We start from the raw sequence: 26282 nt of genomic DNA on the forward strand, positions 1-26282 counted from the left end.
CTTATACTTTAATACTTCAGATTTCTGCGGTTCAACATTCAGTATTTACAAATTACAAAAACAATATGAAAAAATTAGAGGTATACTTTCTGTTGATGCTTATCACGGGAATGGTGGGATGTGGAAAAAAACAGGAAAACAACAAATTCAATATTGATAAAAATCTCGATTATTGTGTAACGCAGGCTTCGCAGACATTAAAGCATATACCGGAAGATTCGGTAATGCCGAGGAACATAACAGGCAAGGCTGACGGGCATTGGAAATTTGTCCCTTATAATGATTGGACCAGTGGCTTTTGGCCCGGTACTTTGTGGTATTTGTATGAGTATACGGGAGAAGAAAAATGGAAAGAAGAGGCAGACCGGTTCAGCCGGTACCTGACCCCGCTTTCGGTGCGCTCCGCTACCGATCACGATCTTGGATTTCAGGTGTTTTGCAGCTTCGGGAATGGCTATCGCCTGACAGAAAACAGCGATTACAGGAAAACCATTCTGAAAACTGCCGATACACTGGCCACACTCTATAACCCGAAAGTAGGTACAATCCTTTCCTGGCCGGGAATGGTTGACAAAATGGGGTGGCCGCACAATACGATAATCGATAATATGATGAACCTCGAAATGTTGTTCTGGGCAAGTAAGAACGGCGGGAAGGATTCACTGTACGATATAGCTGTAAAACATGCCGAAACGACCATGAAAAATCATTTCAGGAAAGACCATTCGGTTTACCATGTTGTCGTTTACGATACGATAACAGGTAAAAAGGTAAAGGGAGTGACACATCAGGGGTATGCCGACAATTCCCTGTGGGCCAGGGGACAGGCCTGGGCGATCTACGGATATACCATGACATACCGCGAGACCGGTGCCGATAAATTCCTGGACTTTGCCCAAAAAGTTGCCGATGTATACCTGGACAGGTTGCCCGGGGATATGATACCGTTCTGGGATTTTGATGCCCCCCATATTCCGGATGAGCCGAAAGATGCCTCCGCCGCTGCAATTACAGCTTCCGCTTTGCTGGAGCTCTCGGGGTACATTAAAGATCCCGTAAAGGCGGCCGTTTACAGGGAATCGGCAGAAAAAATGCTCGGAGAACTGAGCTCGCCGGAATACCGGAGTAATGACAGGAACACGGCCTTTTTATTGCATTCCACAGGACATTATCCGAACGGCAGTGAAGTGGATGCTTCCATTATTTATGCGGATTATTATTATCTTGAAGCATTAGTGCGGTTAAAAAAATTGAGGGAAGGTAAACCTGTCGCTGATCCGGCGCTTGTATCGAATAGGTAGCTCAAAACAGAGATTCATACCGGAAGGAGGAGCTAAGGCTGACTCGCTTTCCTGTCAGGAAACCTGAAAAGATCCTTTTGCCGTGGCTTGCTCCACAAACGCATTCGGGCTTTGTCCGAAAAGCTCCCGGAAGGTTTTACTGAAATATGCCGAAGAATTAAAGCCGGCCATGTAAGCGACTTCCTTAACCGAATAACACCCTTTAAGCAACTGCTCCGAAGCGTATTTTAAACGTACGGTACGTATAAAACTACTGGGATTCTGCCCCGTAAGGGTATTTATTTTGCGATAAAAGTGCGAGCGGCTCATGGCGATTTCCTTTAACAGGGCTTCCAGTCCGAAATCCGGGTTTTCAACATTGTCCAGAATGATCTTGGTCGTCTTGTCCAGGAAAACCTCATCCAGGGCGTTGGTAGCCAACGCTCCGGGCGACGTCACCCCGACTACGGAAACAAATTTTTCTCTCAGCTTCTTCCTGTTCTCCAAAAGGTTGTTTATGCGGGCCTTGAGGACATTCATGTGAAAAGGTTTGGGGAGGTATCCGTCCGCACCGGTATTATAACCCTCTACCCTGTCTTCTTCCAGGCTTCGGGCCGTAAGTAAAATAACGGGGGTATGGCAGATTTCTATATCGGACTTTATCGTTCTGCACAACTCAAAACCGCTCATTTCGGGCATCATCACGTCACTGACAATAAGGTCCGGGAAATATTTTTTGGTCTTTTTAAGCCCTTCCGCTCCGTTTTCGGCCTCTTTTATTTTAAAATCTGCCTTAAATTCATTTTTGAGAAGCACCCGAAGTTCCTTGTTATCTTCAACAATGAGTATTACCGGCTTTTTTGTTTTGGTATGCCTGTCTGTTGTGTTTTTCTCCCCGGTCTTTTTATACCCTTCGGAGACCGAGATCTCATACGCTGCAGATTTTATGGTATCGGAATCAAAAATGTGATCTTTAAGCGGGATATCCCTGCCCTTTGTCGCATACGGTCTGCTGTCTGCGGGTAATTTTACGGTAAAAACGGTTCCCTTGCCATACTCACTGTTTACCTGTATTTCCCCGCCGTGAATTTCCACGAGGCTCCGGGTAAAATTAAGCCCGATCCCCGTTCCTGTCCTGGTCTGGTTGGCATGAAAAAACCGGGTAAAGACTTCTTTCAGATGATTTTTCCTGAAACCTATCCCCGTATCTTTTACTTTTATCGCTATACCATCTGCTTTCTTTTTCTTATTTCCCTTAGCGAACGGGAAAAATAGACCACTACGGTTGTCGCTCCACGATATTCTAGATATATCAAGAGTGACACTTCCCCCGGCATCGGTAAACTTCAAGGCATTCGACAAAAGGTTGGTCATTATTTTTTCCACCTTGTCCGGATCAAACCATGCCATAAGTTCTTCCGCTTCGGATTCAAAACGGAAATCAATGGTCTTCATATCGGCCAGATCGACAAAAAGTGAGAAAATATCCCGGCAAAATTTCACCATATCCCCCTGAACCGTTTCAAGGGGGGCTTTTCCCTGTTCCATTTTCCGGAAATCGAGTAATTGATTGGTCAGGTTGAGCAGTCTCCTGGCGCTTCGGCGGATAGTTTGGGCAGAGGACTTTACTTGTTCGGGATCATCATAAGAGGAGAGTATTTTGTCCAGGGGATTAAGTATTAGGGTCAGTGGTGTTCTGAATTCATGGGAGACATTAATAAAAAAGCGAAGCTTCATCTGGTCGAGCTCATGTTCCTTTTCTTCCCTTACCATCCGGGTATAGTATCGCATGCCCACCCAAAAAACAGTGATCCCGGCAATACCGTAGAGCACAAAAGCCCACCAGGTCATCCAGGGAGGAGATGATACACTCAGTTTTAACCGGGATACCGGGGCCGTATCCCAGGAATCGTTTACCGTAGCCTTTATCTTAAAAACATAATCGCCCGCCGCAAGATTGGAGTAGTTGGCTATGGCATTGGCACCGGAATATATCCAGCCCTTGTCCAGCCCTTCCATTTTATAGGCATAACGTACCCTTTCCGGATTTTGATAATGCAGCGCGAGAAAACCCAGTGAAATATGATCTTCGTCATATCGCAACCGGATCGTTTTTGTTCGGGAAACCGGTCTGTCAAACAGCACGCGACCGTTTACGGTGTCCTTACTCTTCACGGTCCGGTTAAAGAGCCGGAATTCGGTCAGGACGGGCCGGATAAGATCCGCTTCGGCATCCATATCTTCCGGGCGGAAGATATTAAACCCGTTAATCCCTCCCGCCAGGATACGCCCGTCCCCGGTTTTGGCGATGGACTTGCTTTGAAATTCCATGCCCTGCAGCCCGTCGTGTGTATTAAAATTCTTGAATTCCCCGGTTTCGGGGTTGAGCCGGGAAAGTCCGCTTTTGGTTGTGATCCACAGGTTACCGGTATCGTCTTCCTGTATCCCCACTACGAGATTATTGGGCAATCCGTCATGAGTGGAATAAGACTTTTGCCATTGCAGTTTTCCATTAAGCTTGTGCAGGCCGAGGTCTGTCCCCAGCCAGATATTGCCGCGATGATCTTCTGCAATATGATTTATCCGGTTTCCCTTTATAACATCTTCTTCGATTTCCCGGAATTTCAGGTTGGCAGGAATGTCTTCCGTTAAATAGTCTTCGGGATACAACACGGAAAGCCCGGAAGAGGTGCCTACCAATAGCCGTTTTCCGGAATCCGTATAAAGGTGAAAGACAAAATCACTGGCAAGACTGTATTCCTTACCGGGATCGTGCCGGTACGTATAAAATTTTCCGGAAACGGGATCAAACAGGTTGAGTCCTGCGGTTTGTGTGCCTGCCCACAGTCGTTTCCGACTATCTTCAACGGCACACCAGACCGTATTCTGCCCTATGGAATACGGATCGGAAAGATGGTGTTTATAACGTACGGCTTTGCCGGTACCGGGATTGAACTTATTGAGTCCCCCGTTCCATGTACATACCCATATGGCGCCTTCCTGTCCTTCGGTCAGGTATACGATCTTATTTGAACTCAGTGAAGAAGGGTCTCCCTTTTTATGGACGTAATGCCGGAATTTCCCCGTAGATTCATCGAATGCACTGAGTCCGCCCCCATCCGTGCCTATCCATATCTTTCCGTCACGGGTCTGTATAACGGATTGTGCGATTTTCGCACCCAGGCTGTTGGGGTTTCCCGGCTGAAAGAAATAATGTCCGAAGGCCGACTTCGATAAAACCAGTTTGCTTACTCCTTTGTTATAAGAGGCGATCCACAATGTACCGTCTTTGTCCTCAAGTATTTTCGAGGGCTGGTCATTGGGAAGGGAAAAAGGGTCTGAAGGATTATGGGTTATATGGTGTATGGTGTCCTTTTCCTTGTCGATAAGGTATAGTCCGTAGCCATCTGTGGCTATCCATATCATCCCTTTGCTGTCCCGGTACATATCGAATATGGGAATGTTACCTTCGGTGGTATATTGCTTTCGTTCAAACACCTGTTTTTCCCGGTCCCACATAACCAGCCCGGAGAGGTTATTCCCTATCCAGAAATCCCCGTCCCTGTCTTCCAGTATGCTTTTCGGCATATGGTCCAGCCCGTAACTTCGGGGAATATCCATGGCAACCCGCTCAAATCCGTCGGCTTTCCCTTCCTCTTCAGATGCGGGAATATATCGGTTCAGGTGCGCTCCCGAAGTACCTATCCAGATATAACCGTCCCGGTCCTTCAGGATACCTGTAATGTTATTATGGTCTATGGATCGCGGTACACCTGCCATGTGGGTGTAACGGGTAAATGCCGGGGTTTTGAGGGAAGATTCGTCTACCTTGTCCAACGGAAGTCTTAACAGCCCGTTTTTTGTCCCTATCCACAAGGTATTGGCTGTATCGTCATAAAAAAGCGTATTGATCACATCAACTACCCCTGTCTGACCGGATGCATCGGAACCAAAATAGATACGGGTAAATTTTCCGGTGTGCTTATCCAATACATTCAATCCGTTGCTTGTGCCGATCCACAACCTTCCCCTGTTGTCTTGCGTAATGGAAGTTATCCGGTTCCCGCTAATGGAATTCCGGTCATTCAATTCCGGACGGTATATCGTAAAAGCAGAACCGTTATACTTGTTCAGGCCGTCAATAGTGCCAAACCAGAGAAAGCCGTCCTTGTCCTGGAATATTTCGGTACAGGTACTGCTCGAAAGCCCCTCGGTGGTAGAAAGGTTCTCAAATTTCAGGTTGGTGTATTGTGCCCTTGCATTAACACAAAAAAGTAACACCCATAAGAACAGCGTAGTCCTCATAAAGTTTCATAAAAAAGGATTGGTCCTGGTTGTATTGGACAATAAAATTATGTTAAAGTTAAGGATAAAACAAAAAATAAGTGTAATAATAACATTATTGTTAATGTTTTTGACGGCAATGCATGCGTATCTCTTATTTTTTACCCTCTCCGGAAGGGTTTGTTTTTCCCGGGCAATTTCTTTCCGCCTTCATTATTAATCATAAAATGAAACCTGTGTAACCTTAATTTAACATTATTGCAATACTTTGCCCGATTAAACCAACCTATAGTATAGTCTGATTTGCACGCGATAAAAAAAATGATCCTTCTCCTGATCCCCTTTTTATGTTCCGGGCAGGATTCCGGTGAAAAAAACGGAGACCCCCCGATCCGGGATCCGCTGTTCTACACGTATAAAGCCGAGTTAAAAGATGCTCTGGAAAGTGGCACGGCGGGAACTATCGCACAAAAGCACATTCAACTGGGGGAATTTTACCGGAAGAACGAGGTCTTTACGGAAGCCATCGGCCAGTACAACCAGGCCATAGAGATCCTTGATGAAAGCCCGAAGGACAGTGTGCACAGCATCCTGCAACGGAAGATCGGGGAAATATACCTTTCGCTCAAACTTTTCCCCAAGGCCAGGAAGTATTTTGAAGCGAGTAAAAACATCGCCCGGAAAATCCGGTACGAACGTGGTCAGGCCAGGGCCGAGGGACTTTTGGGTACCTGTGCGGAAAAAGAAGGAAATTACCTGGAAGCCCTGAAACACCAACAGGAAAGCCTGAAACTTTTTGAACAGATCAATGACAAACGGGGCATAGCCTTTGTCAACGAAAATATAGGGAGCATTTATGAAGATTTAAAACAATACGAAACCGCCCATGACCATTTTGAAAAAGCATTGTCTTATTTTAAGGACCGGGATGACGATGCGCAAATAAGCGTGCTCAACAATATGGGCGATATGTTCCGGAAAACGGGGAACCATAACGAAGCCCTGGAATACACTTCCCTGGCCCTTCGAATGGCCGTGGACAACAACAATTTGCATCAACAGAAGAGCGCTCATCAGGACCTTTCGGAGGTGTATGCCGGAATGGGGGATTACAATAAGGCGTACCGGCACCTTATGACCTATGACAAGATGTATAAGGAAATGTACGAGACCCAGAATATCAAGCATTTCAATGTGCTGCAGACGGCTTATGAAATCAATGAAAAGGAAGCACAGATAGCATTGCTCAAACACCGGAACGAAACCGTCACGGCCAATCGTAACCTGATTATGGTTACAGCCATGGCCCTGTTGCTGCTAAGCGGGTTGCTGTACGTATATTTTTTCCGGAAACGCCGGGAGAAAGTAAAATTGCAGCAATACAGACAGCGTTTGTTGCAGGCCGAACTGGAAAAAAGGGAAATAGAGGAGAAAAGGCTGCAGGATGAAATAAACCTCAAAACCGCTGCCCTGTCCAGGTATAGTCTGAACATGGCCCAGAAGAACAAGCTGATTGCCGACATGGCGTCGACACTCAAAAATATTGCTTCCCGAAAGCAGATGGATGTCCATGCCAAAATAAGATCCCTGGCCAGAGCGCTGGATGCCGACCTGAAACAGGAAGAGGAATGGGACGAATTTATGGGTTTTTTCAAAGACATCCATCCCGATTTTTTCAAAAAACTATCGGGAATTTCAAGGGATAAACTGTCCTCTGCCGAACTCCGACTGGCCATGTTGCTACGTCTTAACCTCTCTTCCAAGGAAATTGCTCCTGTTCTCCGGGTCACTCCGGACAGTGTGAGGGTAGCGCGATACCGGCTCAGGAAAAAACTGCCCATCCCCCCAAAACAGGAACTCGTCAATTTTTTGATGGAACTGTAGAAAAATCATACGAAAAAAACGACTTCTTCAGGAATTGTTATCCCTGTGTAAATAAATCGTGAATGTTGCCTTGATGTTTCCTTTGATTCCTCTTTTTGTTTACCATTTGTTGCCTTTGTTTTCTGCAGGCAAAGTATTGATATATATACTTTTGACCTGAATTCTAAACCTAAAAAAATGAAGCCGGAAATTTACTTGAAACTACTCTTTACCACCCTGCTTGTTGCCTTGTTGCCTGCGCGGGCAGAGGCTCAGCAGGCCGGAAATATCCAGGGTGTCATTACTGATGATACCGGATTGTATGTCCCCGGTGCCACGGTTTTGATCAAAGACCTCGACAAAGGTACGGTAACCAATTTTGACGGGGAATTTACATTTGTCGATGTGGCCGAAGGCACCCATACCATATCGGTACATTACCTGGGCTATGCTACACTCACCCGGGAAGTAAACATTACTGCCGGGGAAACCGCCACGCTTGATTTATCTCTGACCTCACAGAATACACAACTGGACGAAGTGGTGTTAACGGGCTATGGTTTCGGGAGCCAGGCGAAAGCCCTGAACACCCAGAAGAACCGGCAGAATATTACCAATATCATATCGGCGGATCAACTGGGCAAGTTTCCCGATGCCAATATCGGCGATGCGGTAAAACGCGTTCCGGGGATCACCATGCAGGTAGACCAGGGAGAAGCGCGGGATATCGTGGTGAGGGGACTGGCACCCCAGCTCAATTCGGTAACACTGAACGGTAGCCGTATCCCTTCGGCCGAAGGCGAGAACCGTAACGTTCAGATGGATTTGATCCCTTCAGACATGATCCAGACCATTGAGGTAAGCAAGGCGGTCACCCCGGATATGGATGCCGACGCCCTTGGCGGGTCCGTTAACCTGATTACCCGTTCGGCCCCCGGCAGCTTCAGGTTGTCTGCTACCGCCGGTTCCGGAATCAACACCATAACAAACAAACGCATCCTTAACGGATCGTTCCTCCTCGGCGACCGGAGCAAGAACAAAAAGTTCGGCTGGATGGTATCGGCTTCCATAAACGATAACGACTTCGGCAGCGATAACGTGGAGGCCGAATGGAGCAACGAATTTGAATACAACAACGGTGACGGGGACAACCCGGAATCGGTAGAGGTGAATCCTTATGCTTCCCAGGTGGAAATCAGAAAATATCTGGTACAGCGGGTGCGGCGTAGTATTTCGGCCAATTTTGAGTATAACTTCAATGCTGACAATACGGTTTACTTCAAGTCCATGTACAACTGGCGCGATGACCGGGAGAACCGTTATGCCGCTGCCACTGAAATCCTGGATGGTGAGGATATCGGCCCCGGGGATTTTGAAGTGGATGCCAGTGGCAACCTGATACGTTTTCCCGTGGAATCCGAAAGGTCGCTAAAAGGAGGGGTGGACACCAAACGCGCCAAAAACCGCCGTCTCGAAGAACAGCGTATGCAAAACTACAGCCTGGGCGGTGAACATCTTTTGGGTAAGGTAAAAATGGACTGGATGGCTTCTTATGCCAAAGCACAGGAAAAAAAGCCTCAGGAACGCGGCTATGATTTTGTAAGTGAGGCTTATACCATAACGAATGGTACGGACACCCGCAAACCCATACACCTGGCCGGGACACCGCTTTCCCCGGAAGAATACGAGTTTGATGGTTTCGAGGAAGAAAATTCCCTTGCCGAAGAGGAAGACGTCAATGCCTTTGTGAATTTTCAACTGCCCGCCGATTTCTTTGGAAACGGTGACGGTATTGTGAAATTTGGTGTACGGGGCCGTTTCAAAAACAAATCGAACCAGCTCGATGCTGCAGCGTATTCCCCGCTATCCGGACTGGAAACCATGGCAGATACCGATATTATCAGTTATAATGACGACGATTTTCTCGCAGGGAGCCAGTACATACCGGGAAGCTTTACCTCTGCTGCCTATGTTGGTGGTCTGGATTTTTCAGATGAAAGCCTGTTTGAAAAAGAAGACCTCCCCGGTGATTACCTGGGTGAAAACTTCGAGGTAAGGGAAAATGTAGTGGCCGGTTATGTGATGGCCAATCAAAAACTGGGAGACAGGCTGAGTGTCCTGGCCGGGGTTCGTGTGGAGAGCACCTGGTCGGAAAGCAAAGGGAACGAGGTGATCCTGGACGAAGAAGGCGAATTTGCAGGGAGCAACAGACTAACCGACGAAAACAGCTATACCAATATTCTTCCGGGACTCCATTTTAAGTATAACGTGAATAGCAATACGGTACTTCGCCTGGCCTGGACCAACACACTGTCGCGCCCCAATTACATTGACCTGGCGCCTTATGAAAGGATTGTGCGTGAAGACGAGGAAATCCACCTCGGAAACCCGGAATTGGAACCTACTACGTCCATGAACTTTGACCTGATGGCCGAACACTATTTTCAATCCGTAGGAATTTTGTCCGGAGGAGTGTTCTACAAGGACCTGAAAGACTTTATCTACCTATTCGTTACGGAAGACGAAGCCACCGGATACGATCGCTTTCAGCCGTTTAACGGAGACAATGCCAGCATATTCGGTTTTGAGGCGGCTTTTCAGCGTCAGCTCGATTTCCTCCCGGGTTTTGCCAGAAACCTGAACCTCTATCTGAACTACACCTACCTGGATGCCAATGCCAGGGGAGTGACCAATGAAGACGGAGACGAACGCGGCGATCTGGACCTTCCCGGTTCGGCCCCTCACATGTTTAACGCTTCGCTGTCATATGCAGGTAAAAAATTCGGGGCCAGGATTTCGGCCAATTATTCCGGGGATTACCTGAGCGAACTGGGCGGCGAAAGTTTTGAGGACCGTTATTACGACAAGCAGTTTTTCCTCGACTTCAACATGTCGTTTGCCATCAATAAAAACCTGCGCATCTATGCCGATGTAAACAACATTACCAACCAGCCGCTGCGTTTTTACCAGGGGATGAAAAACCGGACCATGCAGATGGAATACTACGGAAGAAGGATTACCTTCGGTGTAAAGTATGACCTGTTTTAATAAAAAAAGTAATCACAAGAAAATAAAGATCGTAAGATGAAGAAATTAGTATACCTGGCATTCGTGCTGGCAATGTTGTCCTGTAAAGAACAATTACCCGTAATAAAACCGACTCTGGTTACCGAAAGAACACCCAACGATACCGATGATCCTGCCATTTGGGTAAACCGCAACAACCCGGAAGAAAGTATTGTTTTCGGTACGGACAAGGGCGAGCAGGACCAACCTGATAGCGGCGTTTATGCCTTTGATCTCAATGGAAAACTCATTCCGGAAAAGAGTATTACCGGGCTTATCCGCACCAACAATGTCGATATAGAATACGGATTTGAACTGAACGATTCCACCCAGACCGACATCCTGGTGTTTACCGAACGCGGCCGGCGGCAGATCCGGGTATTTTCCGTCCCGGATATGCAGCCCCTGGACAACGGTGGTTTCAAGGTATTTGAGGATGCAGATAACAGCAATCCCGAATTCAAACAGCCCATGGGAATTTCCGTTTACAAAAATCCCGAAACCGGGAATATTTCAGCTATTGTCAGCAGGAAAAACGGTCCTGCCGAAGGCTATTTGTACCAATATGAACTTATTTCCGGTTCCGCGGGCGTTAAGGCTAACCTGGTAAGGAAGTTCGGCAAATTCAGTGGTAAAAAGGAGATTGAAGCCATAGCTGTAGACGATGCCCTGGGCCATGTGTATTATTCTGATGAGCAAGTGGGAGTACGCAAGTATTATGCCGATCCCGAAAAAGGCAATGAAGAACTGGCCCTGTTTGGTGAGGAATATTTTAGGGACGACAACGAGGGCATTGCCATTGTTGCTTATCCGGACGGAGAAGGTTATATTATTGTATCCGATCAGGGAGCCCATACGTTCAATTTTTTCAAACGCAGTGATCACACGTTCGTGAAGTCCCTCAACCTGGGCACGATGAGTACCGATGGTTGTGAGATCACCCTGGAAGCCCTGGGCAATAAGTTCCCCAACGGCCTGTTCGTTTCCATGAACGACGACAGGAATTTCTTCTATCACGCCGTAAATTCCCTGAAGTTGTGATTCATCCCTGTTTTCCTCTGTGAACAGGATAGATCAAATTCTATATTCTAAGAATGAAACCCCGAAGGTTGGTATTAACACCGGTTTTCGGGGTTTATCTTTTACGGTTATAAAAAGGGTCCGGGTAAAATCGGGAAATGATTTTCCAAAAAACATAAGATCAGGATCGAAAAGTTGCAGGGTTTTTAGCTTGTTGCAGGTTTCCCGTTTTGGTTTTGTCAGGAATACACGAATATTTTTTGGGTTGAATGTTGTATGCGAGGTTGATATATTGTAAATCCGGGAGGGTTTCCGGTTTCCTGCTTATTTACAAAAACTGAATCACTGTGTACTGAAAGGGACAACGATTTTGGCAGGCTATGAAATTGCACTTTAGTTATTTGGTTGTTCAGGCATCACGCATGAACTTATTAACCTGTTAACCCGACAATAGAACTATAATTTTTTACACTACTCAAAGGCTGCAATAAATGCCCCTCAATCGAGGCCAATACAAACACTGTAACAAAAAGGAACCATCTCATAAATCGCAAGCCGTACCTCATATGTCCTGCTGTCGACGTCTGGACCCCCAACAATGTCCACAACTTAAAATATCGTCTTGAATGGGGGCAACGAAGCGAAAAAACAGAATATATACAAATAAAAAAAGACGGAGTAAAACTCCGCCTTTTTGCCCCAAATCTTACCATGAACTTAACCTACTTATGCTATGGTGATTCAAAAGTAGGCCGAATATTTTTTACATGAACAATTATTTCGACAAAAGGCGAATTAATACGTTGAAGTGCAAACAGGAGGTGTTTTTATTTAAAAATCCGTATTACGGATTCTTGAAAGAACATGAGAAATACCCTATACAATATTGGAATGCTGTGCAAAGTTATAAAAAATTTGCTTGTTCCTTTATTCCCGGAATTAAATATAGATCGGGTGAGCGGTTAAAATGGGGAAAATCGCGTAATATTATGCACGTGTTGCGTTTGTGGTGTTGTTTGCCCGGGGTGTTAAAATTTTATCACAAAATGACAAAATCCTATTTATCAGAAATAAAAAACCATATTACTTTTGGTTTTCGTTAAAGATCAGTTCCGGAATTATTAAATATACAATTTCAAAACAAAATCGGGAGAAAAAAATGAGGGTCAAATACAGGGAAAAACTGTGCTTTCATACTTTTTTAATTCTTATTTGCATGCTTTCGTCCTGTAAAAGTTCCTCCTATCTCAGGAAAACGGAACTGACGGATTTAAAAGCTTCCAAAACTCTTAAAAAAACCTACCTGCGTATCCGGAACATGTCGCGCAAGGAAATTGCCCTGGGACACCAGGATGCTACAGCCTATGGAGTAGTCTGGAAACACGACGGTTCCGGAACATTGGACAGGAGTGATATAGATGATGTAACAGGAAAATTTCCTGCCGTTTACGGCTTTGATATAGGCCATATAGAACTGGGGAATACGCATAACCTCGACTCCGTTCCCTTTGACCTTATGCGGAAGCTTATTGTAAAGGCCCACGAAAACGGAGGCATTGTTACGCTGAGCTGGCATGCCGATAACCCCGTTTCGGGAGGGAGTTCGTGGGATACGGTTCCTGCGGTTTCACAAATCCTTAAAGGCGGTAATTTCAGGAAGAGATACGAAGGATGGATGGAAAAGGTAGCCCTTTTTATCCGTTCGCTAAAGGATGCTCACGGACAACCGGTTCCCGTGGTCTTCCGCCCTTTTCACGAAATGAACGGTTCCTGGTTCTGGTGGGGAGCGGGAAACTGCAGCATAAACGATTATGTACAGCTGTGGCGGGAAACAGTGAACCTCCTTCGTTATGAACACAAGGTACACAATGTGTTGTATGCCTATTCGCCCAATACCCTGAATGAAAAGGAGGAATACCTGCGATTTTATCCCGGTGATGATTTTGTGGATATACTGGGGATAGACATTTATAATCACAGCGGGGACGATATTTACAGGGAAGCGTTACGTAACGACATAGCGGTAATGAGAGCCTTTGCCGCCTCAAGGGACAAACCTTTCGCCCTGACAGAAACGGGAAATATACAGCGCGGTCATCCCCGGTGGTGGACAGAAGTGTTATACCCGGCGGTGAAAAATAGCGGTATAGCCTGGCTGCTTGTATGGCGCAATCACAGTCCCGAACATTTTTTTGCACCCTACCCCGAAGATCCGCTTGCAGATGATTTCCGGATGTTCGGGGAACATAAGGATATCCTTTTCCTGAAAGACATTAGGGAGATTGGTTTTGAACCCCGCCCGGATTTCACCCGGCAACCTGGAAAATAGTTAATGTGATGTGTAAAAAAGTAATGAATTTCGGAGGTATGCCAACTAACCAACTCCAAAACTCCGGAATTCCAAAACTAATATGATACAGACAACAGACATATGGATCATATTCGCCTACCTGGCGGGGACAGTGATCATCGGGCTTCTTTTGCGTAAACGTGCACAGCAAAGTAAGGACGACTACCTGCTGGGCGGGAAATCACTGCCCTGGTATATGCTGGGACTGTCCAACGCTTCCGGAATGTTCGATATTTCGGGGACCATGTGGCTGGTTACCTTAACTGTGGTCTACGGGATGAAGAGTATCTGGATTCCCTGGCTCTGGCCTGTATTCAACCAGGTTTTTCTTATGGTCTATCTTTCGGCCTGGCTGCGGAGGTCCAATGTTACCACCGGGGCAGAGTGGATACTGTTCCGCTTTCACGACGGAAAGGGTGGCAAATGGTCGCATACCATTATTGTAGTGTTTGCCATACTCAGTTGTCTCGGGTTCCTGGCCTATGGCTTTATAGGTCTCGGGAAATTCGTGGAGATCTTTGTGCCCTGGGAATGGGTAAGCCCGTATCTTCCTTTTGATCTGCCTGCGGCTTATATTCCGCATTTTTACGGGATCGTTTTCACGCTTTTTGCCGTTTTCTATACCATTCTCGGCGGAATGTCCGGCATTGTATGGACGGACCTGTTGCAATATACCATTATGACCGTGTCTGCCATAGCTATAGGATATATCGCCTGGAATGCACTGGGAAGCCATACCCTGGACACCCCGGAAGGCTGGCTCGATCCCTTTTTCGGCTGGAAACTGGACCTGGACTGGTCGGGCGTCATTACGGAAATGAACCACAAGATCGCTTCCGATGGGTATTCCCTTTTCGGGATATTCTTTATGCTCATGGTTTTCAAGGGGATACTTTCCAGTCTTGCGGGGCCGGCACCCAATTACGACATGCAAAAAATACTTTCCACAAAATCCCCGAGAGAAGCGACCAAGATGAGTGCTTTTGTCAATGTGGCCCTGCTGCCCACCCGCTACCTGATGATCGGAGGGTTTGCAGTGCTGGCCATTCTCTTTTATGACCGGTTGCAACTGGAATCGGCCGGAGCGGTCGATTTTGAGCGGATTTTGCCGTCGGCCATAAGCCAGTTTGTCCCAACGGGCCTTCTGGGACTACTGCTGGCTGGCCTTCTCGCAGCATTTATGTCCACCTTTGCCGGAACGCTCAATGCGGCACAGGCCTACCTGGTCAATGATATTTACCTGAAATATTTTAATAAACATGCCGGTGCCCGCCAGATAAAACGGATGAACTATCTCACAGGGGTCGTTGTGGTGACGGTCAGTATCGTCCTCGGATTTTTCGTACGGGACGTGAATTCCGTACTGCAATGGATCGTATCTGCCCTTTACGGAAGCTATGTTGTTTCCAATGTACTGAAATGGCACTGGTGGCGGTTTAACGGAGAAGGATATTTCTGGGGAATGCTTTCCGGAATTATCCCCGCACTCATATTCCCTGTGATAACCGATATTCTCGACTTGTATTATTTTCCCGTAATCCTGCTCATCTCACTTCTGGGGAGCATCATAGGTACTTATTCGGCCCCACCTACCGACGAAGAGGCCCTGAAAAACTTTTACAAACAGGTCAATCCCTGGGGGTTCTGGAAACCTGTTTACCGCAAGGTGATAGCCGAAGACCCGGAATTTGTGAAGAACAAGAACTTCGGAAGGGACATGTTCAACGTAATTATCGGTACGGCGGCACAGACCCTGCTGGTAGTGCTCCCACTATACCTCATCCTGCGTAAGGATGTGCCTTTTCTGGTATCGCTCGGGCTCCTCGTTGTTTGCCTTGTTATCCTCAAAAAGAACTGGTGGGACAAGGTGGGAAAGAACGGATGACATTCAGCTATAGAGAAAACAAGATCAAAAAATAAAAAGACAGAACATGAACCATACAAATCAGGCCAGGGAAAGCAGAAAGATAGAAAACCATGATACCCTGATGGAAAATTACCGGAAACTTATTGAAAAACCAAATATACCGCTGGAAGACGGTAACGGAATTTTTCAGCGTTACAGCAACCCTGTAGTAACCGCTGCCCATGCCCCCGTTTCCTGGCGCTATGATCTTAATGCGACCACCAATCCCTATGGAATGGAGCGGGTAGGAATTAATTCCGCCTTTAATCCGGGAGCCATAAAATGGAAAGGCAAATACCTGCTCGCTGTCCGGGTGGAGGGAGTAGACCGCAAATCGTTTATTGCCATTGCCGAAAGTCCTAATGGTATTGACAATTTTGAATTCTGGGAGTATCCCGTAGAACTTCCCGAAACGGATGACCCCGATGTCAACGTTTACGATATGCGGCTCACTGCGCATGAAGACGGCTGGATATACGGCATATTCTGTACGGAACGCAAAGACCCGTCCGCTCCCGGAACCGATACGGGTGCCGCAGTGGCCAATGCAGGCATAGCCAGGACCAAAGACCTGATAAACTGGGAACGCCTGCCCGATCTTATATCCGGTTCCGGTCAACAGCGCAATGTAGTACTCCACCCCGAGTTTGTCAATGGTAAATATGCCCTGTACACGCGCCCCCAGGACGGTTTTATTGAAGTGGGGAACGGTGGCGGAATAGGCCTGGGTTATGTAAGGGACATCACCAATCCCGTGGTGGAAAATGAAAAGATCATACAGGAAAAAGTTTATCACACGGTGTATGAACTGAAGAATGGCCTTGGTCCGGCACCTTTGAAGACGAAAGAGGGCTGGCTGCATCTTGCCCACGGGGTTCGGAATACGGCAGCCGGGCTCCGCTATACCCTCTATATGTTTATGACCGATCTGGATGATATTTCAAGGGTCATTTATCAGCCCGGAGGTTATTTCATGGCCCCGGATCACCGGGAAATAACCGGGGATGTGTCCAACGTACTGTTCAGCAATGGCTGGGTCATGGAAGATGACGGACGGGTGTTCATCTATTACGCATCTTCCGATACACGCTGTCATGTAGCCACTTCTCATATCGATCAGTTACTGGATTACGTGAAAAACACACCGCAGGACAAATTTACTTCGGCCGGATCGGTACGCACCATTGTAGCGCAGATCAACCGGAACAAAGCGTTGTAGTAAATAACAGGCCCATGTTGTCGACTTCGCTGAAAAAACAGTTTCGGGAAGAACTGGAACAAATTATAGCATACTGGAAGACCTATGCCGTAGATAAGAAAAACGGGGGTTTTGCCGGGCAAAGGGATCATTACAATCGTCTTGTCCCTGGCGCTCCGAAGGGAATTATACTCAATACAAGGATATTATGGACATTCTCCGCAGTTTCCCGTTTTTACAATACGAAAACCCTGAAATTCTACTGTGACAGGGCCTATGATTATATCGGAAGATATTTCAGGGATATACACAACGGCGGGGTTTACTGGATGGTCGGTACACAAGGAAACCCCCTGAATAAACGCAAGCAGGTCTATGCCCAGGCCTTTGCCGTCTATGCTTTGTCGGAATATGCGCTGTACAGCGAAAGGGATGAACCCCGGCAATGGGCATTGGAATTGTTCCGTCTTATCGAAACGCATTCCCGGGACAGGGAAAGAGGCGGATATATCGAGGCTTTTGCCGAAGACTGGTCTCCCCTGGAAGATATGCGCCTGAGCGATAAGGACGAGAATACGGCCAAGACCATGAATACGCATTTACACCTGCTCGAAGCCTATACCACCCTGTACAGGTTGAGCGGGGAACCGGAAGTAAAAAAATCACTTGAAGATCTCTTGAAACTGTTTTTTGACCGTTTTCTCGGAACAGACGGGCACTTTGTGCTGTTTTTTGATGAGGATTGGAATCCGGAGGGTGCCAAAGTTTCGTTCGGACATGATATTGAAGCGGCCTGGCTGCTGGCAGAAGCTGCGAAAGTACTCGAAGATGAAGTCTGGATAACCGCAACCCGGAAAGCAGCCCTTAAAGTTGCGGATACATTCCTTGCCGAGGCTTGTGACAGTAATTTCGGGGTCAATAACGAGATGGATACACATTCCGGAGAAACGGATACGGACAGGCACTGGTGGCCGCATGCCGAAGCTATGGCGGGCCTGTATTATGCTTGTATGATTTCGGGAGATATTTCCTACTGCCGGGCGATGGAAAAAATATGGGAGTACACCCGGAAATATCTTATCGACCGCGAAAACGGGGAATGGTTTTTCCGGACAGATCACAAAGGGGTCCCGTATACGGATGAAAACAAGATCGGCCCCTGGAAATGCCCGTATCACAACAGCAGGGCCTTTATACAACTATTGACATGGTCGGGGAATCCTCCCGTAAGATTACAGGATGTATGACACAGGACGCTAAAACAGGATTAAATTCAATGAGTCCCCCTCAAAACTTGTGAGATTTGACTCCCTAAGCGGGATTTATGCTCCGATGCCTGCACCGGGAATGAATTTATGGTCTTTTGTTTAAATTAACGTGAATAATGTTTAAACGTTGAGGATCAAAAGCATTTCAAAATGATTATATGGACAAGGGGTACTACGCCTGTTCTTAAGTCCAAGTCTAAAATCTGATATCTCACATCTCATATCTAAAAATAATTATATCCTAAAGAAGACAGTCTCTTAAACACTTACTTACGGTTATTCCAGTGTAAACATATGTTCCAGGTTTACGGTAAGTGGGGAGTTGTCCTCGTTGGTTTCCATAATGTCGGCCATAAATGTCCACCATTTTTTCATGACCGGATGATCGGGCAAGGCATCCACGGTGTTATCGTCCGTAACTTTCATGGATGCAAAAAGGATACCGGTCCCTTCGTCCAGAAAAATATGATAGTCCCTTATTCCGGAATCTTCCAGCAGGGATTTGAGTTCCGGCCAAATTTCGTCATGTCTTTTCCTGTAGGCATTGCGTTGCCCTTTTTTCAGGAACATTTTAAAAGCTAAGGTTTTCATAAACTCGGGTTTTGATGGAAGGCGGACAACCGGAATACAACCCGGTTATTTGCCGTTGACCACGGCGGTCATTGGAAAGTTATTTAATAATGATACGAATGTCCCTGTTACTTTTGACATCGGGTAACACCGTGAGCACCTTCTTTTCTTCGTCATATTGCACCGGCGATTTTTTTCCGTTTGTTTCCACAGAGGCAGGTTTTTTGTCGATATGTACGCTCACTTTATAGGACCGTTTCGGCACCTTGTATTTTCCTTTAGGGGTCTTGATGTTTATAGCTACAGTTTTCTCATTGCGAATACTGCTGATATGCGTTATGGCATATTCTCCTTTTTGATAGTCTGTGCTTGTTCCGTCATCGTCATAGAGGTCGAAGGAAGAGGTCTCGTGCGGATAAATATCCAGGTTGATGGTGTCGATCGTTTCTTCACCGATGTAGTTAACAGCTTTTTGCGAGGGGATAATAGCTCCTTGCTTTACAAATATCGGCATTTCATCGAGCGGGCAAACCACGTTGAGGTATTGTTTCCCGGTGTAGGTTTCCCCGGTCCGGAAGTCGGTCCAGTTCCCTTCGGGAAGGTAGACTACCCTGGTCCTGGCCCCTTTTGTGGTTACCGGGCAAACCATCAGGCTTTCGCCCAGCAGGTATTGATCGGTAATATTGTAAACATTCGGATCGTTCTGGTAATGAAGTACGAGGGCACGCATAAGCGGGATGCCTTTCGTGTACATTTCATAAGCGTTGCTGTACAGATAAGGCAGCAGACTGTACCGCAGTTTGGTGTATTTCCTGAAAATATTGAGTGCTTCCTCACCGTAGTTCCACGGTTCTTTATAAGTAGGGTGATCCATACCGAAAAGATGGGCAACGGAACTCATCAGGCCGAATTGTGTCCAGCGGATGTAAAGTTCCGGGTCGGCATCGTGTTCAAAGCCTCCCATGCAGTGCGCCCAGTAGCCCACACCGGAAAGCCCGATATTGAGCCCGGCCTTGATTACGGGTTCAAAGTACTGCCATTCGCTGGGCCAGTCGCCGGCAAAGATGAAGGGATAGCGCTGTATCCCGGCATAGCCTTCGCGGGTATGATTCATACCTCTCATGTTATTCAGTTCGGCAAATTTTTCATAGGGAGCTCTGGCATAGGCAATAGGGAAGACGTTGTGCAGTTTTTTTACATTTTCTCCTTTTGGGCCTGTTTTATTGCTTTCGTTGGCCTTGCGGCCAAAGGCACTGCCTTCATCGGTCTTGAAGAACATGGCCCCGATTCCGGCCACCCGCATGGCCCCGTTTTCCCACCACCAGTCTACCGATTCCGGGTCGAAAAAGTTCACAAACTCCCCGGGATTTCCGTTCTCCGGGTAGGTGTGGCCTTTTTCACGCGCCTGGTCCAGCAGGTTCAGTTTGTTGCCGTTGTCAAAGCGGGGCCTTACGTGGAGGCCTACCATGTTGAGGTTTTGTGCGTAGAGGCTGTCGAACATGGCTTCGGGATTTTTAAAGGTTTCCCGCCATTCGAAAGTTGTGGCACCGCTCCCGCCGTTCTTTCCGAAGATCCTCCAGGTAGAATCGAGATGAAGGATATCGAGCGGAATATTCAGTTCGCGGAACTTTTTAACCAGGGCCACCGGGTAATGGTCCGAAGTGAGCGCTTCATGCCCCCAGGTGCCGCCGCTGTAGGTACCCACGTGAAGTCCCAGCCCGAAATACGGCAGTAGCGGCGATTTTCCTGTAACGGAGGTGTATTTGTCCAGGATGGAGGGAAAGTCCGGCCCGTACATAAAATAGTAATCGAGTTCGCCGTTTTCCGCCCGGAAACTGTATGCCTTGTCAGAACCCGAGCCCATGTCCCAGGTCGTGGGCCAGGCCGTATGGAAAAAGATCCCGTAGCCTTTGGTGCTCATAAAGAATGGTACGGGCGAATAGTTGGCTTCCAGCACATTATATGCGCCTACAATGTGTGGTCTTCCGAGCCCTCTTCCGACGTTAAGCGTAACTTCTTTCCCCCTGCGGTCCAGAACATCCATGCGTTCACCGAAACCGAAGAAATGTTCTCCGGGGAACAGTTTTTTTGTCGATCCCACGGTATTCCCGCGGGAAAAACCTCCTTTGATACCTTCTACATCCTCGGAGGACAGGATGTTCCCGGCGGTATCGTAAATGTCGAGTTGAAAGGGGCGTTTTTGTACTTTCAGGATAAGCTTTGCGGTTTTTAATACAAATTGATCGTCCTCTTCTGCGATTTCCACATCTGTTCCCGGCCAGTCGTAGCGGGAAACCATCCAGGGTTCGTTTTCTTCGAATTCCCGGTTCCAGCTGGTCCGTATTCTTATAATACCGTCCGTGCAGAATTCGAGTTGTACATCGGCATTGGTATTGGAGAAAAGAACGGTATTGTTGTTGTGTTTTACTGTCCGGACTTTCCCGACCCCGGTCTGGGCGAAGGAAAAGGGTTGTATCGCACTGTAAAAAAGCAGGAAAAGAAAAAACTTTGTGAATGCGTTCATTGTAGTTGTTGTGTGTGTTTTCAGGTTATTTCAGAACTGCAAAGAACATCAGGCATACACTTTTTCCACCCCGATGCTCTTTGCAATTTACTTATAAAATTGATTTTAATACCCGGGATTCTGTTCATAAAGCCCCGGTGTTGAGAGTAATTCCTGCAGCGGAATGGGGTACAACAGCGAATTTTCATCGATGTTGTTAACGCTGTTCTCGTTATCCACTTCAGATTTCCAGGCGTTCATAATGCTTACGGCATTCCCGGAACGGTAGAGGTCGAACCAACGTGTACCTTCGGAGAAGAATTCCTTTCTCCGTTCGGCAAACAATTCCTCCAGGGTGACATTGGACGCATCACGTGCCAGTCCGGCCCTTTCCCTGACGTCATTGACAATCTTATCCACATCGGCCTGGGTACCGCCACCGCCGTGGAGCGTACATTCGGCCATGAGGAACAGCACATCGGTATAACGCAGCACTATAAAATCCACGCCCCAGTCCGTACGGCCGTCCCCGTAACGGGAATCGTCGGCATATTTGATAAATATCGGTTCGTTGTAAAATCCTTCATGCCTTCCGGAGTCTACGGAGAACGTATCTACAATGCCGAATTGCGCCCTTTCGTCTTCCGGGGCGAACTTTTGGCGAAATTCGCTCGAAATCGGTCTTCGTTCCAGGGCACCCTGGTCGGATAATCCGAAAGATGCAAAATATTGGTCACTGGTCACTTCAACAGGGAAATTGCCTCCCACGCCGTCGCCGGTATTGCTTCCGTAGGGAATAACCAGTATATTTTCCTTGTTGACAGTTCCTTCTACCCTGAAGATACTGTCGTAAGAAGATTCAAAGCCATATTGCCCGCTGTTTTTGATGTCGTTTAACTGCTGATAGGCCTGGTCCCATTCGTTGAGATCGAGTCCCGGTCCATCGATACCGTAGTCGGGGCTTGAGCGGGTCATATGTACCAGGGCCAGGATACCTTTGGCGCCGTAGCGGGTGATCCGGCCGTATTCGGAACCTTCGTAGGTCTCCGGTAAGTTCTCAATGGCAAATTGAAGGTCGGAGATGATAAGGTCGTATATATCGCTTACCGGCGACCGTCCTATTTCAGAAGCTTCCTGAGGGGTTACCGTTCTGTCCAGCAAAGGCACTTTTCCGAACCAGCGGACGAGATCAAAATAGCAAAAGGCCCTTAAAAACCGGGCCTCGGCCCGCATTAAGGTCCTGTCGTTCTCAAGAGGGATAATTTCCCCGTTTTCGTCCAGCTTTTCCAGTAATTGGTTGGCCTTGTATATGGCGTTGAAATTGGTAGTATAGGCCTCTTCTATATAGGCGTTGGAGTTAATGGAAGTGAAAAAATTGTTGATCCCTTCCCATGTTCTGGAGGCCTGCGTTGTAGCATACAGGTTATCTGACCGGGTTTCGCTGAGGTTCAGTATCCTGTTGGCATACCCGTAAGTGCCCGACCCGTGGAAGGTCAGTGAATATGTGGCGTTCCTGGCCTGTATAAAATCATTTTCCGTGGCGTAGAAATTTTCGGTGGTCCCCGATGAAAGGGGCACCTGGTCCAGGTCCTTTTCACAGGAAGTCAAAAGGACGAGTGCCAGACACGGGATTAGTATGGATTTATAGCGTATCATAATGTGAGGAGTTTTTTAGTTAAAGGTTACATTAAGTCCGAGTATCAGTGATTTGGCAAGCGGAGCCCCGCCGTAATCCGCCGGAACGGGATACCTGCTGTCGCTGCTGGCAGGGGCGTTGGCAGCTTCGGGGTTGTACCCGCCGTCATATTTGTCCCAGTAAAACCAGTTTTCGGCCGTAACATAAATCCGGGCATTATCTATTTTCTGGGCTTTAATGGCGTCAGTGAGATTATAGCCGAAGGTAATGTTACGGATACTCAGGTAGTCTGATTTGTAGAGCCAGTCGGTATTGGCCACATAACCGAAATTGGTTTTCCAGTTCCCCCGTTTTGCGGGGTCTACGTCCAGATGATTTTCTCCGGAAGACATCCCGGTACGGTTGATGGCCCTTCCGAGCAATCCGTACACATGTCCGCCGTTTTGGCCTTGTACAAGGACATTGAGATCGAAGTTTTTATACTTGAAATTGTTCGTTATTCCCCAGACATATTTCGGAAACGGATTCCCTGCGTCCACACGATCCTCTTCGTTAATGACCCCGTCGTCGTTCTGGTCCACATATTTGGGGTCGCCTGCCACAGGGGCTCCTCCGCCATAAGTAGCGGCATTGTTGGCTACGTCTTCCTCGCTGAGCACCCCGTCCTGTTTAATAGTGTGAATGGTGTACATGGGCTTGCCCACTTCCAGAATGATAAAGGGTATGGAACTGTAACCCGAAGATATTTCTATCCTGTCCTGGTCCGGTCCGAGGGCAAGGACCTCGTTCGCGTTGTGGCTGATGTTAAAGGAGGTGTTCCAGCTAAAGTCACCGGTAAGGTTATAACTGGTAATTTCGGCTTCCCAACCCTTGTTCAGTACTTCACCTACGTTGGCCAGGTAACTTGTAAATCCGGAAGCTGCGGGAGCCGGGACCTGTAACAGCAGATCGCTGTTTACTTTCCGGTAGTAGTCCAGTGATGCGACGATCCTGTTGTCGAGGAACCCGAAATCCAGCCCGATGTTGGTACTTCTGGACTCTTCCCAGTGCAGGGAAGGATTGGGAATGGAGGCCACCCCCTGTCCGAGGGCTGTATTTTGTCCGAGGAAATAATTGTAAGTGCCCAAAGTAGAATACCAGGCGTAGTTACCTATGTTGTTACTCCCGTTTATCCCGTAGCTGGCACGTAATTTGAGTTCGCTCAGCCAGGAAATATCCTGCATGAATTCTTCCTGGGAAATCCGCCATCCGCCGGAGACGGATGGAAATACTCCCCACCGGGAATCGGGCCCGAACTTGGAGGAACCGTCCCATCGGATACTGGCCGAAAGCATATATTTTTCCATGAAATCATACTGGGCCCTCCCGAAATAGGAGATCAGTACGTTCCTGGATGAACTTGTACTCCCCGTAGAACCGCTCGGGAGGGTTTCTATGGTGGAATTGTTATACCTGTTCCCGGAGGATAGTCCGGATGAAGTGATCTGGTACCTGTTATAGGAATGCCCCAGCGTTACGGACAGGTTGTGTTTGTCATTGAATGTATTGGTATAGTTCAGCGTATTTTCGTTTACGATATTCTGTCTCCTGTAGGTTCCGAATCCACCCCTTATACTCTCCAGAACATCATTGGGCCGGTAGGTCTCGGAAGTGTTATCTGCATTGTCGAAGTTTACCGAACTCCTGAGGGTAAGCCCTTCCATGACATCGTAACTCACATATGATGAAATGAGTGTTCTGAACATGGTGTACTTCCCTTTCCGGTACAATCGCGGAAGGGGATCGGTATTGCTGCTCCCCCAGTCATAGCGCACCGTGTATTTTTGCCCGCTTTCATTTGTAGAACTTTCCTGTATGGGTGTGGTGGAAATGGCTTTGTGGAGTGTATTGTCCTTTCCTTCCACGCCGGGATCGTTCCTGACGGAATAGGTGGGGGCTATGTTAATCCCCATTTTGAGCCTGTCGGAAAACTTGATGTCTACATTGGCCCTGGCACTGAACGCTTCGTAATCCGTACCGATGATATAACCTTCGTTATTCTGGTAATTCCCCGAAATGTAATAATTAATGGCATCGGTGGCACCCGAGGCGGAAAGCTGGTAATTATGGAAAATGCCTGTGCGGAAGATACGGTCCTGCCAGTCGATGAAATCCAGTCCCGGATGCCCTTCCATGTCCCATCTCGGGTCGTACATATAGGAGGTGTTGAATTCATCGGCTCCGAGGACTTCCGATTCACGATCGTTAGCGATGAGAAACTGGTTGTAAATGTTTCTCCGCTGGTCTACGGATTGTTCCGGGGAAGCGCCGGGCACGCCGGAATTTACCCATTGATTGTCGATCATGACCTTTGACCTTTCAATCCATTCTTCGGGATTCAGCATGTCTACCCTCTTGGACTCCTTGGAAATACCCGCATACGCATTAAAAGTGAACCTGGCCTCTCCCGTTTTTCCTTTCTTTGTGGTAATAAGAACCACCCCGTTAGATGCCCTCGATCCGTAAATGGCTGCTGCTGCTGCATCCTTGAGGATCTCGATGGATTCGATATCATTGGGGTTAATATTGTCCAGCGGACTTCCGTTGGAGAAGTTCCCGTTCTGGTTCGTCCCTTCCGTATGCAGGGGAAAACCGTCAATAACATACAGCGGTTCGTTCCCTGCGGAGATAGATCCCGTACCTCTAATGTTGATACTGAACGGCCTGCCCGGCAAACCGGAGGTCTGTTTCACCCGTACTCCGGCAATCTGGCCGATAAGCCCCTGGTCTACTCTCGAAATGGGGCGTTCCACAAAGTTATCGGTCTTTAAGGTTGCAATAGCCCCGGTGGTGGCTACCTTTTTTTGTGTACCGTAGCCTATAACCACCACTTCCTCCAGTTGCGAGTTGCTTTCCTGTAAGGTAACGTTTATGGTGGAGGAATTTCCAACGCTTTTTTCCACGTTTTCCATGCCTACATAAGAGAATGTAAGTACATCGCCCTGTGAGGCCTGGATTTCATAATTTCCGTCAAAATCGGTTACCGTTCCGGTTCTCGTCCCCTTAATGATGACGTTGACCCCCGGAAGGGGCGTATTAGCAGTATCAGTAACCGACCCTTTGATCAAGGTTTCCTGGGCATAACCGATAGTGCAGATAAAAATACACAAAAGTAAGCCCGGTAGTGTTTTGAATTGGTTTTTCATTAGCCAGGTGTTTTTAGTTTAATTAAATAGTCACAAAGTAGTTGTTCGACTTTTTTTAGCTGTACAAAAAGCCGGGATGTCAAGCCAAATGTATTCAGATATCACTGGTGAAGTATCCTGTACTGTACTGTTTGTGTGCTGCTTGATTATGAC

At 47.4% G+C, this 26282-nt stretch carries 13 protein-coding genes; 8 read left to right on the top strand and 5 right to left on the bottom strand.

Annotation, left to right across the window (positions count from 1 at the left end; all coding sequences use genetic code 11):
* The first annotated feature begins 65 nt into the window (after positions 1–65).
* Positions 66–1301, top strand: a complete 1236-nt coding sequence (locus tag LS482_RS09930; protein WP_233031630.1) for a glycoside hydrolase family 88 protein — start codon at positions 66–68, stop codon at positions 1299–1301.
* A 54-nt stretch (positions 1302–1355) separates the two neighbouring features.
* Here the strand turns inward: LS482_RS09930 and LS482_RS09935 are convergent, their stop codons facing one another.
* Positions 1356–5585 carry a hybrid sensor histidine kinase/response regulator transcription factor gene (locus LS482_RS09935; protein WP_233031631.1) on the bottom strand — a complete coding sequence of 1410 codons (4230 nt, stop codon included), beginning with the start codon at positions 5583–5585 and terminating at the stop codon, positions 1356–1358.
* A gap of 300 nt (positions 5586–5885) precedes the next feature.
* Here LS482_RS09935 and LS482_RS09940 point away from each other — a divergent pair, with 300 nt between their 5' ends.
* The 7 genes from LS482_RS09940 to LS482_RS09970 all read left to right on the top strand — a co-directional run bounded on the left by LS482_RS09940 (position 5886) and on the right by LS482_RS09970 (position 18214).
* Complete coding sequence (locus LS482_RS09940) at positions 5886–7448, top strand: tetratricopeptide repeat protein (RefSeq protein WP_233031632.1); 1563 nt, start codon at positions 5886–5888, stop codon at positions 7446–7448.
* A 177-nt stretch (positions 7449–7625) separates the two neighbouring features.
* Positions 7626–10475: a TonB-dependent receptor gene (locus LS482_RS09945; protein ID WP_233031633.1), complete on the top strand. Its 2850-nt coding sequence runs from the start codon at positions 7626–7628 to the stop codon at positions 10473–10475.
* Between the two features lie 36 nt (positions 10476–10511).
* A complete protein-coding gene (locus LS482_RS09950) occupies positions 10512–11534 on the top strand; it encodes a phytase (protein WP_233031634.1) in 1023 nt (340 codons plus the stop codon).
* A 1195-nt stretch (positions 11535–12729) separates the two neighbouring features.
* Positions 12730–13842 (top strand): glycoside hydrolase family 26 protein, encoded by a 1113-nt coding sequence (locus tag LS482_RS09955; RefSeq protein ID WP_233031635.1) that lies wholly within the window; start codon positions 12730–12732, stop codon positions 13840–13842.
* A gap of 82 nt (positions 13843–13924) precedes the next feature.
* On the top strand, positions 13925–15748 hold the full coding sequence (locus LS482_RS09960; RefSeq protein WP_233031636.1) for a sodium:solute symporter family protein: 1824 nt from the start codon (positions 13925–13927) through the stop codon (positions 15746–15748).
* Positions 15749–15794: 46 nt separating this feature from the next.
* On the top strand, positions 15795–16988 hold the full coding sequence (locus tag LS482_RS09965) for a glycoside hydrolase family 130 protein (RefSeq protein WP_302849402.1): 1194 nt from the start codon (positions 15795–15797) through the stop codon (positions 16986–16988).
* Between the two features lie 14 nt (positions 16989–17002).
* Positions 17003–18214 (top strand): AGE family epimerase/isomerase, encoded by a 1212-nt coding sequence (locus LS482_RS09970; RefSeq protein ID WP_233031637.1) that lies wholly within the window; start codon positions 17003–17005, stop codon positions 18212–18214.
* Positions 18215–18511: 297 nt separating this feature from the next.
* Here LS482_RS09970 and rhaM read toward each other — a convergent pair whose 3' ends face one another.
* From rhaM to LS482_RS09990, 4 genes are all read right to left on the bottom strand, one after another.
* Positions 18512–18826, bottom strand: coding sequence for an L-rhamnose mutarotase (gene rhaM / locus LS482_RS09975; protein WP_233031638.1), 315 nt, complete (start codon positions 18824–18826; stop codon positions 18512–18514).
* Between the two features lie 79 nt (positions 18827–18905).
* Positions 18906–21329 (bottom strand): glycoside hydrolase family 31 protein, encoded by a 2424-nt coding sequence (locus tag LS482_RS09980; RefSeq protein WP_233031639.1) that lies wholly within the window; start codon positions 21327–21329, stop codon positions 18906–18908.
* A gap of 105 nt (positions 21330–21434) precedes the next feature.
* Positions 21435–22964 carry a RagB/SusD family nutrient uptake outer membrane protein gene (locus LS482_RS09985; protein WP_233031640.1) on the bottom strand — a complete coding sequence of 510 codons (1530 nt, stop codon included), beginning with the start codon at positions 22962–22964 and terminating at the stop codon, positions 21435–21437.
* Positions 22965–22979: 15 nt separating this feature from the next.
* On the bottom strand, positions 22980–26129 hold the full coding sequence (locus LS482_RS09990; protein ID WP_233031641.1) for a SusC/RagA family TonB-linked outer membrane protein: 3150 nt from the start codon (positions 26127–26129) through the stop codon (positions 22980–22982).
* Positions 26130–26282: the final 153 nt, after the last annotated feature.

The organism is Sinomicrobium kalidii (genome assembly GCF_021183825.1).
GTDB lineage: Bacteria > Bacteroidota > Bacteroidia > Flavobacteriales > Flavobacteriaceae > Sinomicrobium > Sinomicrobium kalidii.